Here is a 13415-nt window from a genome sequence, read left to right as displayed (position 1 = left end):
GCATGATCCAGGCGATCGACCGGACGATCGCCCAGTAGACATCTAGGCTGATCTGCAGCGCGGGGGCGTGGTTGCCTGGGAGGGCAGCGCCTGTGGACCTGCGCCAAACGCTCATCGACGCCTGGTCGTGGCTGAACTACAAGCCGATCATGGCCCAGCCAGTCCGAGCGGGGGTCGGCCCGTTCGGTGACCTGGCCGGCGGCTGGGTACCCCCGGAGGACCTGCGGCGCCTCCAGGCGTACAAGGTCCTCGCCGCCTACGACCAGAACCAGGCCGGGCAACTGGCCTTCACGGGCGGTGACGAGTCCGGGCTCGACAGGCGGGAGCTCGGCGACCCGGCGAAGATCAACGCCGCGGCGCTGGGCTATCTCCTCGGCGCGTCGCAGCGGATCGTCGTCCCCGGTGCCGAGGGCGACAACAGCCTCCAGGCGGCCCCGGGGTCGGCGGCCGACGTGCAGGCCCGGCTGAGGGACTGGGCCCGCCGGGAACTGTTGCCGCTGCGCATGCAGCAGTGCGAGCGGTCGGCGGTGCGCTCCGGAGACGGCGTGTACACCCTGGCGTGGAACCCGCAGGTCGGGCGGCCGGTGCTGCGCACCTTCGACCCCGGGTTCTTCTTCCCGGAGGTCGATGACGAGATCGACGGCGGCGAGTTCCCGGGCAGGGTCCACTTCGCGTGGGAACTGCCGGAGGATCCGCGTACCGGCCGCAAGGCCCGGTTGCGCAGGATCACGTACGAGCTGGGCCCGATCGGTGCGGCGACCCGGCCGGTGCCGGCATCGGGCAAGGCCGGGGCGCACCGGGAGTGGGCGACCGGTCCGGACGGCGGCTCGGTCCTCACCGCCGGGGACACCGCCGACCCGGTGAGCGGGCTGATCAGCCGCAGGTACCCGTGGGCTCCCGGGAGGCCGTCGCAGACCACCTGCTACCTGACCGATGCGGAATGGCTCCTCGAAGACCTCAAGGCCGCGCACGACGTGTACAATCTACCCTCCGACAAGGCCGAGTACAGGGTGCGTGCCGACGGGGAAGTCCTCCAGGGCCTCGATCTTCACGTGGACTTCATGCCGGTGGTGCACCTGACCAACTCGGTGCCGGACGCCGGGGAGCACTGGGGGCAGCCCGTCATCTCCCGGGTGATGCAGGTCCTGGACGAGATCGCGGCGACCGACACGGACTCGTCGGCGGCGTCCGCGACGACTGGGCAGCCGCTGCTCGCGGTGTCGGGGGCGAGGGCGCAGAAGGACCGGAACACCGGGCAGCCGCTGCCGATCGAGGTGAAGCCGGGCACGGTCATCTCGCTCGGTGACGGCGGGTCGATGACCGTGCTGGATACGTCGGCGCAGCTCGCGGAGCTGCGGGAGCGAACCGACCACCTCCTCGACCGGCTCGCCGGGAACTCCCGCCTCACCAGCTCCGGTCTGGGCACGCTGCAGCCCTCCCAGGTGCCGTCCGGGTATGCGCTCGCTCTGGCGCTGGGGCCGCTGGACTCCCTGGTGGGTGAGATGCGGCTTGCCCGCGCGCACAAATACGCGCTGCTGCTGCGAATGGTCGGCCGCCTGTTCCAGGCCGGGCGGGTCGAGGGCTGGCCGGAGGGCGAACTGCCCCCGGCGGAGCTGGTCTGGGGGCCGCACGTGCCGACCGACCGCACCGCGACCCTTGAGGAGGTCACCAAGGGCTATGAGGCCGGGGTGTTCAGCCTGGAGACCTGCGTGCGGATGCTCGCTGGTGTCGGCTACCCGGTTGCCGAGGCTGCCGAGGAGATCCGCCGGATCCGGCAGGCGGACTTCGACGCCGCCGCTCGTCTCGCGGACGCGACCGGCGACAATGCGGCTGTCCGCAACTACCTCGGGTTGGCAGGCACGGGCCCGGAGATCCCGGTCGTGCAGCTGGCCGGGAAGGAGACGGCGTAAGGCGCGTGACCGAACGGCGACGATGCCGGTTGCCCTTGTCGTGACCGATCGCGATAGCCCGCCGTACGGCCGCGGCAACGTGCTGGGCCGCCACTTCAGTGGATGGCCCAGTACGGACGGCGGTGGTGGCGGCTGATCGAACGGAACATCAACGGGGCGCTAGACCGGGCACCGGCACCATGGGAGGTGACGTGCTCGCCGGTGCGGCCGGTGATCAGACCAGGCTCAGACGAGGCCGGTTGGTGACCGGATCGGCGGAAGGCTGCCGCCCGCCCTCCTGGGCGGTGACGACAAGGCCGAAGACGAGATCGTTCAGATCGGCCTGGTGCAGGTGTAGGTCCCGGGCCACATCGGACATCTTCACGCCTTCCAGGCGCATTGCCCCGAACACCTTCGCCAGAACCTGCGAGGACTCGTGCTGTAGCCCGCGCGGCTCGTCCTTACGGTAGCCGAGCCGGCCGAGGTCCACACAGTGGGTGCGGTACTGCCAGTCGGTGGTGAGGCCGAGTTCGTGCAGGCGGTGGGCCAGGGCCATCGCGGCGACCCTCCAGTGCCGCTTGGCGGTGAGGATCCACTCGATGGAGGCGTTCTTCGGCGCCCGTGCGAAGACGTCGGCGGCGGGCATGAGGAGCGCGGCGGCGAAGCGGTGGGCTTCGGCTTCGGCGTCGGGGCCGTGCGGGATCTGTTCCTCGCCGTGGAGGACGAGGTGGCCGAGTTCGTGAGCGGCGTCGAAGCGGCTGCGCTCGGCGGTCTTCGACGTGTTGAGTAGGACGAACGGGGTGCCGAGGCTCCAGAAGGAGAACGCGTCCACGTCGGCGCAGTCCCTGGAGAGCGAGAACACGCGGGTGCCGTGTGCTTCGAGGAGATGCAGCATGTTCGCGATCGGGGTGTGCCCGAGGCCCCACCGTGCCCGGACCAGGTTCGCTGCTTCCTCCGCGGGGGGCGTCCCCTCGGCGGTTTGCCCCGGCATCGGGATGTCGGCGGGGCTGTCGGTGCGGCAGCGGCTGAAGGTGGTCAGGGACGGCAGGTCCGGGTCAAGGAGACGAAACCTGTCACCGATCCAGCCTTGGAGCTGCCGTGCGAGACGGCCGTTGCTGAGCGCGATGTCCCGCTGGGAGGCCGTCATTTTGCTGGGCGCGCGGAAGGAGACCGCGTCCGGCGGCAGGTCGGCGACCTCGTCGGCGTGGAAGAACGACTCGGGGAAGTCCAGGGCGCCTACGAGAGCGGTCAGGGACGCCGGGGAGGGCTTCGCCTTTCCGTTCTCGAAGTCGCCCAGCCGCCGGGTCGTGATGCCGGCGAGCTGGGACAGGCGGGTGACGGTCATGCCCCGGCGCTTGCGCGCCAGGACGAGCCGGGATGCGGTGATCATGGGAGGGGACGTTTCAGGGGAGAGGGGCGGCCGGGTAGCTCGCTCAGCCCAGTCGTTCGACCGGAATGTCGAACCCGCTGTTCGGGTCAATCGCGTCCTCGAACGGGGTGAAGCCGTCGAAGTCGATCTCGGGCAGGATAATCCGTTCGTTCCACTCCGCGATCTTGCCGTGCTCGCCTGCGCCCTCCGGGAGGGACAGCTCGGCGTGCAGGCGGACCCCGTCGGGGCGGTTCACGTGCTGGTAGAGCAGGAACCACGTTGGGATGCCGTCGCCGAACTCCACGTCCTCGTCGTCGTCGAAGACGCCGGGGAGGAGCAGCTGTCGGTTCGTCTGGACGCGGCCCATCACGGCCGTGCCCTTGGAGTAGCGGGTCGTCGGCTTCAGCGCCCCGAAGCCCGTTTCGCGGCTGCCGCTGGAGACGGTGACCGCGAACTCCTCGGAAGGCGCGAGGAGCAGCGGCACATTGCGGGGGCTCTGTGCCATCCAGCCGTGCGGGACGTAGGTCTCGCGGAGGAATCGCACAGTGCGGCCCCAGAAGATGTTGCCCGGTAGGGACACGGGATCCAGCGGAGTGCAGAAGTTCCGTTCGGCTTCGGCGCGCCGCAGGACGGTGTGGATGTTCTGGATGGCGGGAGGTGTGCCTTCGGGCGACAGCCCGAGCTTCTTGAGGCGTTCCTCGACCTCGTGCTCGTCGGTCCACACCACGGTCATGTTGCGCCGCCCCTCCGGATCACCGTCAACTTCCGGATACTCTTCCTCATCTGAGGTGGAAAATCAAGAAGAGTCGCAAGTGGAAGTGGGTGTGGCTGACTGCGGCGGGGAGCCCCCGTGTCGGCCGGTTTGAGGGCGGGGCGTCCTGCCGAGATGGGCTGTGGTGCGCCCGGCGAAGCCCTGCGCGGCCCCCAGGAGCGTCCTTGAGGGCCTACGAGTCCAAGACCGTGCCAGCGAGCACGACAGGGGCGACAAGGAGGCGTACAAGGCCCCGCAGGGCTGCCTGCAAGAGATCCCACGGCCCGGCGAACGGGCCCCGTCGCCACAAGGGCGCCGCCGTGGGTGCGGCGGGCGCGTCGCCACTCCCGGGTCACTGGCACCCAAGTCTTCAACGAGATGCCATCCTCCCGGCTGCGCCACCGTAACCGTGCGCCCCTTCACCGTCGCGCACCACCTCGCCACTGGGGGCCAGACCAGGGCCTGCGGATCGAATGCGACCCACCCGTCCTCCCGGGGATGAGCGGCGCAACGCCGTCCGGTGCACCGAACGGGACCATCGGGACCGGCCGCCCCTCTAGAAGCTCCGGCCATGCCGGAGCCGAAACGCCACGAAGCCGTGAGGGATCGCGATGCCAGCGGTCGGGCAGAGCCAAGCAGATCACCTCCGCCAGCATGATGCTCTTGGGCGGCGCGCATTCAACACCGCCCCTGCCCTCGCTTCGCCGAGCGCCCAGCCAGCGGCGCAGACACGCGGGGGTAAAGGGGGAAGGTACTGAAAGAGGAAAAGAACAAGGTACAGAAAGGGGTTCCCGATTGGTAACTCGTGGGTTCCCACCTGGGAACCTGCTGGGTTCCCGATCGGGAACCCGTGTCGACCCTCACCGTGGGTTCCCGATCGGGAACCCACGGGGGCGGGCGGGGATCGGGCGGGCCGCCGACAGGATGAGTCGCTACACTGATCACCGGCGCGGGGGCGCTGCTGTCCGGAGGAATCCGATGACCGCCCCCCACCCCCCGTCGACTCCGCCCGCCAGCGCGCCATCCGCGCCGGAGCCGGGCAGCACCCTCATCACCCAGGACACCCTGGCCAAGCTCCTCACCCGCGAGAAGTCCCAGGGCGAGCGCGCCGCCATCCGCAAGCTGGTCAGCGACCTCGGGTTCACCGACGCCGCCGAACTCACCACCTGGGTCGAGTCGCAGCGCACCGCCGAGCAGGCCGCCCTCACCGAGGTCGAGCGCCGAGAACAGGCCGCCACCCAGCGGGAGCAGGCCGCGCAGCAGCGCGAGCAGCAGGCCGCCGCCCAGATCCAGTCCGCCCGCCGACAGACCGCCCTGTCGCGGCTCGGCGCGACCGGCGGCAACCTCGCCGACGCGGACCGGCTCCTCGATCTCCCGGCCGATGCCGACGACCAGGTGGTGGCCGATGCCGCCACCGCGCTCGCGCAGCGCCGCCCCGAACTGTTCACCACGCCCGGACCGGCTGCGCCGCCTCCGGCCCCGGGCGGTTCCCCGGCCGGCGGGCCCCCGCCGCGCGGCCACAACACCCCGCCCGCCGGCAGTGCGGGACTGGACATGGCCAAGCGCCGCGGCTACCTGACGGCCTGACCTGTCGCCGCACCAGGCCTGACCCGGCAGCGATCCGGGATGGGGACCACGCCCCTCTTCGTGGACGGCACCACCAGCAGGTGAGTGCGTGACCGCCAGCTCCAGAAGGCGATCACCCCCCTTGACCGTCCAGCCGATCACCACCTCGGTGACGCTCACCGCGAACCGCTCCTGGCTCGCCTCGCTCCACGGCACCGACCAGACCGAGACCGTCACCCTCGACGCCTCCAAGCTCGTCGCCGGCACCCACTACGTCGCCTCGGCCGACTCCACCCAGCCTTACAGTCGCCTGCTGTCCGGCGTCCCGCTCGGGCGGATCACCGCGAGCGGGCTCTACGGGCCGTTCGACCCGGCCGCCGTTGACGGTCGCCAGAACCTCGCCGGACTGGTCTTCGAGGAGACCCTGTTCGCGCCGGGTCAGCCGAAGATCCCGTGCGCCCTGCTGTGGCACGGCGTCGCCCGCGCCGCCAAGATCCCCGGCGGCATCGACACCACCAAGATCACGCTGTCGCCCACCGGCGCGCTGATCCGGTTCGTGTGACGGGGGCCTGAGCGATGACGATTCAGGACCTCATCAAGGGCGTCACGGCCAACGACCTCACTACGTTCGCCCGGTCTATCCCCACCCCCGCCGACTTCCTGCTCACCGACCTGGTGTTCCCCACCTTGGTCACCAACGAGGTCAAGTGGCGGATCAAGCAGAACGGCCGGCGCGTCAACACCGCCAAGTACCGGGCCTACGACAGTTCGGTGCCGTTCGCCGACCGCACCGCGTGGGAGACCACGAAGGAAGGGCTGTTGCCGCCGCTGGGCCAGAAGCTCGTCGTCGGTGAGCAGCAGCAGATCCTCCTGGAGCAGTCCCACGGTGCCGACCAGGACCGGCTGCTGGAGCTGCTGTACGACGACGCCGAACGGCACGTCGAGGCAATCCGCTCCCGGCTCGAACTCGCCGCCGGTGACGTCCTCGTGGACGGCAAGTTCACCCTCAACGCGGAGAACGGGCTGACCATCGAGATCGACTTCGGCGTTCCGGCCGGCAACATGCCGACCGCTCCGAAGCTCTGGTCCGACCCGACGTCGGACCCGATCCGCGACGAACAGGGCTGGATCCAGTACCTCGACGATCTCGGCGCCCCGGAGCCGGAGATGGTCCTCACCTCCCGACGCGCACTGTCCTACCTGGCGACCAACAACGCCTACCGAGCCGCGTACTTCGGGACCACCCCAGCGAACACGCCCACCCAGTCCCTGAACCCTAATCAGGTCAACTCGGTGCGCGCCAACTACGGCCTGCCGCCCGTCACCATCTACAAGGGGCAGGTCAACGTCGACGACGTCGCCACCAAGGTCATCCCCGACGACCGGTGGATCATGCTGCCGCCCGACCGCGCGAAGTGGGGCCAGACCCAGTACGGCGTCACCGCCGAGGCGCTGGTCCTCTCTCGCGGCACCAACCCCGAGATCGTCCGGGAGGATGCGCCCGGCGTCGTCCTCACCCGCGGCGCGCAGGACGACCCGGTACAGATCTGGACCAAGGGCGCCGCCGTGGCGATGCCGGTCCTCCACACCCCGGACTGCCACATCGTGGCCAAGGTCCTGTGACGGCCGGTAAGCGGCTCGCCGCCGCCGTCCACCTCACCCACCCCACCATCGGGGAGCGGCTTGTCCTGCTTCCCGGCGACCAGGTGCCACCCGAGCTGGCCGAGCTGATCACCCACCCCGACGCCTTCCTCCCCACCCCGGACGAGGACGGCGACGAGAACGGGCCCGACGAGACCGAGGCCGACGAGGACGACGACCCGCCCACCAAGGCGGTACGGGCCCGCAAGGCCAGCACCGACACCGAGTAGCCGCCGCGCCGCCGGACCGGCACCCCACCCCGGGGGTGACGGTCCGACGGCCGCACCCGACGAACGGACCCCGCCCGTGGATCCCGCAGCCCTGGCCTGGCTCCTCGCACAGCTCGGCCCCACCACCAGCACCGACGATCTCACCGCCCGGCACGACCGGCTCGGGACCGCTCGCGCCGTAGCCCTCGAAGTCCTCGCCGAGCGCCGGGCGGCGCTGCTCGCCGAGCCACTGCGCCTGGTCGTGGACGGCGTGGTCACCATGGACCGCACCGGCAACCTCACCGGCATCGAGCGGCAGATCGCAGCTCTTCACGACACCGACGGCCCCGATGGCGCCCCGGCCGGCGCCGACACCGCCCACCAGATCGAAGCGGTGCCGATCCTGGCCGCCCGGCGGACCCGGTGAGCCTGCCGCCCGCCGAGCACAGCCAAGGCACCCGCGCCGCGGCCGCAACGGCCGCAGACGCCCTCACCGACGCCTGGCAGCGCCTCGCTGCCGCGCAGACCGCCGTCCTCGTGGCCTTCGCCACCCGCCGGCGCCCTGAAATCGGCTACGCCCTGGCCCAGTTCACCACCGCGATCCGGGATTTCCAGCGGGCCGTGGACACGGCCGTCCACAACCTCGCCGACCAGCAGCTGCCCGCCGTGTACGAGCAGGGCGCGAGCACCGCGGCCGCCACCATCGGCCGTCCGTTCACCTGGACGAGCAGTCACCAGCACGCCCTACGCGCCCTCACCACCGACACCTACACGGACCTGCTGCGCCACTCACAGCTGACCGTCCGCCGCGCCGGCGCGTTCTACCGGGCTGTTCGCACCGCCGCACGCCAGCACATCCCCACCGCCGTCACCGGACGAACCGCCGTCCAGGCCGCCAACGCACTGGCCGACCAGCTGGCCGCCGCTCACCCCCTCGACCGGGTCGTCTACCGAGGCGGTGCCCGCGTGCCGGTCCGGGCCTGGGCCGAAGCCGCCACCCTCGCCCGAACGGCTGTCGCCTACAACGCCGGGACCCTCGCCGTCGCCCGCGAACATGGGGTCCAGCTCGTGAAGGTCTTCGACGGCTTCGACTGCGGGTGGACCAGCCACCCCGACCCGGACAAGGCGGTCCGGACCCTGCGCACCGTCGAGGACGCCGCCGAGTGGCCGATCTCCCACCCCCGCTGCACCCGGGCTTTCGGCCTGCACCCCAATACCGAGCCAGCCGATGCAGACCCGCCACTGGGCATGTGATCAGGCAGCAGCCCCGACAGCATCCAGGAAGGCCTCAACGCCGGGCACGCGGCGGTGAGCCTTGAACGCGGTGCTCAGGGCGGCGATCGACCGAACGCGGGGCGTTGCGCCGGTGCACTCAGCGAGGGCCAGGGTGCCCAGTGCGGTGGCTGCGCCATGGTCGATCTCTACCGGGACTGATCGCTGTGCCTTCGACTCGGGCGGAGCCGAGTACCCGTCCATGGTGTTTTTGACAGGATATAAGCCTGATAGTGATGAATGCTTCCTTCGTCCGCTGGCGCGTTCGCAGTCTTGGGTGGGAGTGCCGATCAAGGGGGCCCTGGGTGCGTGCTCACCCGGACGGGTGCCAATCCGGTGGTGGGGGTGGTGGCGAATGGGGGGTGTGCGCCGTTCGGCTTCCAGGCTTCGGCGCGCTCGGCGGGGCCCGGTGGGTCCGGGTCCCGCCCACCACGATTCGTCGGTGCGGGCGGGTCAGCCCTGGTCGAGGGGCAGTGCGACGTCGACGACCTGGTAGCCCTTGGGGAACGCGCCGAGGTCGTAGGCGGTGCCGGTCAGGACGTCGACCTTGTAGAAGCGGCGCTCCCCGCCCACGCCGAGGGAGGCGTAGCCGGTGTTGGTGTGGTGCTCGGGGTTGTAGTAGATGTCGAATCCGGCGTGGTTGTCGGCGTCGATGCCGAGGCTGCCGGTGGGGGCGAGGCTGCCGGCGTTGGCGGGGGACTGCAGGGAGACGCGGTCGGCGGTGGTGTCGATGTCGAAGAGCGTGGTGGCGGTCGTGGCCTCGGTGTCGTTGTTGGTGTAGGCGGCGCCGGTGACGCCCTTGGCGGTGGTGCCGGTGGTGGCCGGCGGGACGGGCGGGTTGGTGAGGGTGCCGTCGGCGACGGTGGTGCCCGCTGCGGGGGCGCCGTTGGGGTCGTCGATGTTGTGGCGCAGGTTCTGGCCGGTGTCGGAGATGACGCGCAGGCGGTTGGCGGCGGGGTTGAAATCGACGCCGAAGCTGGTGCCGTCCAGGGCGATGGTCAGCTGGGAGACCTTTTTCGCGTCGGCGTTGTCGTCGCTGACGGTGTAGATGCCGCCCTTGTCGCCGACGCCGTAGAGCTTGCCGTTCTGGACGCGGTAGTCGATGCCGACCAGGTGCTGGTCGCCCTCCAGGCCGGTGATGCTGCCGATGCGGTCGACCTTCTCGGGGTGGTCGGTGGCGAAGGCGACCAGGTCGTGGTCGGTGGTCAGGCCGAGCGACCACAGCAGGTTGTGCTGGTGGTGGCCGTGGTGGTGGCCGTGCTCCTCGCCGTTGCTGGTGTTCTTCTCGGGGCTGGCCGCGGCCGGGCCCATCCCGTCGGCGAACGCGGCGGGCGCGGCGAGGGCGGCGGCCACCAGCAGGGCGGCGGCGGGGATCAGGGCAGTGCGCTTGAGCATGAAAGTTCCTTGACGTCAGAACGGCTGGGGAACAGAGGGTTTCGTCCCCGCATCGACGCTAGGCGCCCGCTCCGCGAGCCGCAGGACGGCCGGGGGTGGTGCACCGCCAGGTGGCGCACCGCCGCAACCCAGCGCCCGCAGCCCTCCCCGGCGCACGCACCGCACCCGCGCGGTGCGCACCGGACGGACGGTGCACTCGCCGGAGTGACCACCCGACAGTCCCGAGAAACCACGCCCCCCGCAGGCTGCCACCCCGTCCCCGTCCACGGTCGCCCCGGCAGGGGGATGCGCACCGGCAGCGCCGCATCCCAGGAATCACCCTGACGGCCCCTCGCCTGTCGCAGAGGCCTTCGCCCCGGGCCTACCGTGAACACACGCGGCCGGGCGCCCGATGTCATCCGAAGTGCTGCCCGCTGCGCCGAGCCCCGGGTCGCCACTACCCGGCCCGGGGCGGCGGGTGCGGTGACCACGTACTCCCGGTCCGCCAGGGTGGGGGCACCCGGCGGACCGGGACCAACGGGCCGGCCGCCGTGAGGGGCGGAACGCGGCGGACCTGTACGAGCACCCGCCGGGTCGACAGGTGGGCGGATGGCGGTGCGGGGGCGCGGCACCCGCTGGGAGCGGTCGAGGCTGCCGTAGCGGGGCCGATCGGTGCAGGGTCCGGATGCACGGGCCGCCGCAGGGTCGGCCCCTGTGAGGCGGCCGACCCCGGTTCCCGGACGGCGTGGCGGGTCAGCTGCCGGGCAGTGTGAAGGTGACGCGGGTGCCCAGGAGGTTTCCGGGGCCCAGAGTGATCGTGCCGCCGTGGTATTCGACGATCTTCTTGCACATGGCCAGTCCGATGCCGTTGCCCTCGTAGTCGTCGCGGGCGTGCAGGCGTTGGAAGATGACGAAGACGCGCTCGGCGAATTCGGGTTCGATGCCGATGCCGTTGTCCTCGACCGAGAACATCCAGGTGCCGTCCTCGTTCTGCGCCGCACCGATGCGGATCCGTGGCGGGCGGTCCGGGGAGCGGAACTTGACGGCGTTGCCGATGAGGTTCTGCAGGAGCATCCCGAGCTGGGTGGGGTCGCCGTCGATGACCGGGAGCGGATCGCGGGTGATCTCGGCGCCGCTCTCCTCGATGGCGATGCTGAGGGTGTCCAGGGTCAGGTCGGCCAGGGCCTCCAGGTCGACCTTCGCCCGGTCCGCCATGGTCCGCCCCACGCGGGAGAAGGTGAGGAGGTCGTTGATGAGCGTCTGCATGCGGTTCGCGCCGTCGACGGCGAACTCGATGTACTGGTCGGCCCGGGCGTCCAGCTTTCCGGCGTAGCGGCGTTGCAGGAGCTGGCAGAAGCTGGCGATCTTGCGCAGGGGTTCCTGGAGGTCGTGGGAGGCCACGTAGGCGAACTGTTCGAGTTCCTCGTTGGAGCGGCGCAGGTCGGCGGCCTGCAGGTCGAGGGCGACGCGGGCCTGCTCGGTGAGGCTGATCTCCTCGGTCAGGCGCCGGCGCATCGCGTCCACGTCGCCGGCGAGCTCGCGGATGTCGGCCGGGCCGCTGGGGGTGATGCGGTGGGTGAAGTTCCCGGCGCTGACCTGGCGGGCGTCGCGTCCCAGGCGGGTGAGAGGAAGGGTGACGCCCCGGCGCAGGCCCTCGAAGGCGAGGGCGGTCATGAGCAGGACGACCAGGGCGATGGCGCTGAAGACGGTGTTGCGCAGTTCGCGGGCCGCCGCGAGGTCCGTGCGGGCGGCGGCACGTTCGTCCTGCAGGTGCTGCTGCTGTGCGGTCAGCGTCGCGCGCAGCGCGTCGAACGTCTCCTTGGCCTGCGCGGCGGCGACTGCGTCGGTCGGGGCCGGTGTGCCGGGGGGAAGGGCGGCGACCGGTCGGGCGACGCGCTCCTGCCACGCCTCGGCGCTCGCCAGGACGGCGTCGAGGTCGGCGCCGGCGCGGCGGTCGCCGCCCGCCAGGTCGCGCAGCACGGTGGTGGCCCGGGCCTGCTGGTCGAGCCCCAGCGTGTAGGGCTGCAGGAAGTCCGGGCGGCCGGTGGCTTCGTAGCCGCGTATGCCGGTCTCCTGGTTGATCAGGGAGTTCTCCAGCCGCACCGAGGCGATCAGCGCGGGGGAGGACCGGTCCACGAGGTGGTTGGAGACGTCGGCGGCGTGGTTGAGCGCCCACGTTCCGACCCCGCCCAAGACGCACAGCACCACCAGGGCGGTTCCCACCGCGGCCCGCAGCCACTGCCGTGTCGTCCATCCCGGCGCCGGCCGCGCGGGGCGGGTCGGCTCTGCCGGTCGGGCACGAGGTGCGTCCTCGGTCATGAATTCCTCCCGCGCGGCCGGCCGTAGGCCGCACCGCCTCCCGTGCCGCGGCTGCCGTGGCGGCCTCACTGTACTTGGCAGTCGTACCCCGGGTGAGTGCCCGCTCCTCTATGCTGCGCTCATGCCGGGCCGCGCCGGCAGGGCCACTGCCAGTGCGCTGCCGAGTCAGGAGTCCATCGTGATCACCCTTGTTCCCGGGCGCCCCTACCGCGTCCTGCTCGTCGAGGACGACCTGGCCGACGCCATGCTCATCACGGAGGCGTTGGAGGAGAGGGCGCAGCGGGAGATCGTTCGGGTCGGCGACGGCGAGCTGGCGCTGCAGTACCTGCGGGCGGCGGAGAACCCGGCGCCGGACCTGATCGTGCTGGACCTGAACATGCCGCGGATGAACGGCCGGGAACTGCTAGATGTGATCAAGGTCGACGCTGACCTCAGGTCGATCCCCGTGGTGGTGCTCACCACGTCCGCCGCACCCGACGACGTGTCCGGCGCCTACCACCGCTACGCCAACGCGTACGTGACCAAGCCCGTCGGACTGGACGAGTTCACCCAGGCCGTGCAGAGCATCGACAGCTTCTACCTCGACACCGCGACCTCCCCCAACGACTGACAGGCAGGGCAGAGCCTCGCACCTGTACGGGCGGCCGGGGGCGGTCAGCCGAACGGGTGGCGTGCGGCATGACCTCTGGCCGGGCGGGCAGGCGATCGGTACGGCTCTCGCCCGCGCAGTCCTCAGGAGGTACTCGTGTCCGCCGCGATCGTGCTGTTGGTGGCTCCGCTCGTTGTCTCGACCGTGGTGGTGATGACCGCCCCGGCCACCGGGCACTCGCACCGCAGGCCCGGGGCCTGCCCCGGGGCCGCCCACGGACGCCAGAGCGAGGCCCACCGTCCCCGGCACGCCCGGCACAGTTCCTGATCCAGCTGCCCACACCGGTTGCCTCGGCGCCCCCAGGCCGCCCACGGTCGGCAGCGGGGGCCGCCAGGTTCATCGCCGCCCGGCTCTTTCGCGGTGACCGCCGTAGACA

13 protein-coding genes are annotated in these 13415 nt (G+C 71.2%); 9 read left to right on the top strand and 4 right to left on the bottom strand.

Features of this window, described 5'->3' with window-relative positions; translation table 11 throughout:
* Positions 1-92 precede the first annotated feature (92 nt).
* Positions 93-1910 carry a hypothetical protein gene (locus ACFUK0_RS01345; RefSeq protein ID WP_380245933.1) on the top strand — a complete coding sequence of 606 codons (1818 nt, stop codon included), beginning with the start codon at positions 93-95 and terminating at the stop codon, positions 1908-1910.
* 214 nt (positions 1911-2124) lie between these two features.
* Here ACFUK0_RS01345 and ACFUK0_RS01340 read toward each other — a convergent pair whose 3' ends face one another.
* Entirely contained in the window at positions 2125-3279 is a 1155-nt protein-coding gene (locus ACFUK0_RS01340; protein ID WP_380245932.1) for a helix-turn-helix domain-containing protein, read from the bottom strand.
* A gap of 43 nt (positions 3280-3322) precedes the next feature.
* Positions 3323-3991, bottom strand: coding sequence for a hypothetical protein (locus ACFUK0_RS01335; protein WP_380245931.1), 669 nt, complete (start codon positions 3989-3991; stop codon positions 3323-3325).
* Between the two features lie 996 nt (positions 3992-4987).
* On the opposite strand from ACFUK0_RS01335, the gene ACFUK0_RS01330 reads away from it, so the two are divergent.
* From ACFUK0_RS01330 to ACFUK0_RS01305, 6 genes are all read left to right on the top strand, one after another.
* Complete coding sequence (locus ACFUK0_RS01330; protein WP_380245930.1) at positions 4988-5596, top strand: hypothetical protein; 609 nt, start codon at positions 4988-4990, stop codon at positions 5594-5596.
* Positions 5597-5717: 121 nt separating this feature from the next.
* Positions 5718-6137, top strand: coding sequence for a head decoration protein (locus ACFUK0_RS01325; RefSeq protein WP_380245929.1), 420 nt, complete (start codon positions 5718-5720; stop codon positions 6135-6137).
* Positions 6138-6151: 14 nt separating this feature from the next.
* A complete protein-coding gene (locus ACFUK0_RS01320; RefSeq protein ID WP_380245928.1) occupies positions 6152-7198 on the top strand; it encodes a major capsid protein in 1047 nt (348 codons plus the stop codon).
* A complete protein-coding gene (locus ACFUK0_RS01315) occupies positions 7195-7446 on the top strand; it encodes a hypothetical protein (protein WP_380245927.1) in 252 nt (83 codons plus the stop codon). Before ACFUK0_RS01320 ends, ACFUK0_RS01315 begins: the two co-directional genes overlap by 4 nt.
* A gap of 76 nt (positions 7447-7522) precedes the next feature.
* Positions 7523-7852, top strand: coding sequence for a hypothetical protein (locus ACFUK0_RS01310; protein WP_380245926.1), 330 nt, complete (start codon positions 7523-7525; stop codon positions 7850-7852).
* On the top strand, positions 7849-8679 hold the full coding sequence (locus ACFUK0_RS01305; RefSeq protein ID WP_380245925.1) for a hypothetical protein: 831 nt from the start codon (positions 7849-7851) through the stop codon (positions 8677-8679). Before ACFUK0_RS01310 ends, ACFUK0_RS01305 begins: the two co-directional genes overlap by 4 nt.
* 471 nt (positions 8680-9150) lie before the next feature.
* Here the strand turns inward: ACFUK0_RS01305 and ACFUK0_RS01300 are convergent, their stop codons facing one another.
* Positions 9151-10092, bottom strand: coding sequence for a DUF4394 domain-containing protein (locus ACFUK0_RS01300; protein WP_380245924.1), 942 nt, complete (start codon positions 10090-10092; stop codon positions 9151-9153).
* A gap of 732 nt (positions 10093-10824) precedes the next feature.
* Positions 10825-12390: an ATP-binding protein gene (locus ACFUK0_RS01295; protein ID WP_380245923.1), complete on the bottom strand. Its 1566-nt coding sequence runs from the start codon at positions 12388-12390 to the stop codon at positions 10825-10827.
* Between the two features lie 178 nt (positions 12391-12568).
* Here ACFUK0_RS01295 and ACFUK0_RS01290 point away from each other — a divergent pair, with 178 nt between their 5' ends.
* On the top strand, positions 12569-13000 hold the full coding sequence (locus ACFUK0_RS01290; protein ID WP_380245922.1) for a response regulator: 432 nt from the start codon (positions 12569-12571) through the stop codon (positions 12998-13000).
* Positions 13001-13135: 135 nt separating this feature from the next.
* Entirely contained in the window at positions 13136-13306 is a 171-nt protein-coding gene (locus ACFUK0_RS01285) for a hypothetical protein (RefSeq protein ID WP_380245921.1), read from the top strand.
* The last annotated feature ends 109 nt before the right edge of the window (positions 13307-13415 follow it).

It is taken from the genome of Kitasatospora sp. NPDC057223, assembly GCF_042669755.1.
In the GTDB taxonomy this organism is placed as follows: domain Bacteria; phylum Actinomycetota; class Actinomycetes; order Streptomycetales; family Streptomycetaceae; genus Kitasatospora.
The sequence above is the reverse complement of the archived record's forward strand: the minus strand, read 5'-3'. Positions and strand labels throughout refer to the sequence as shown.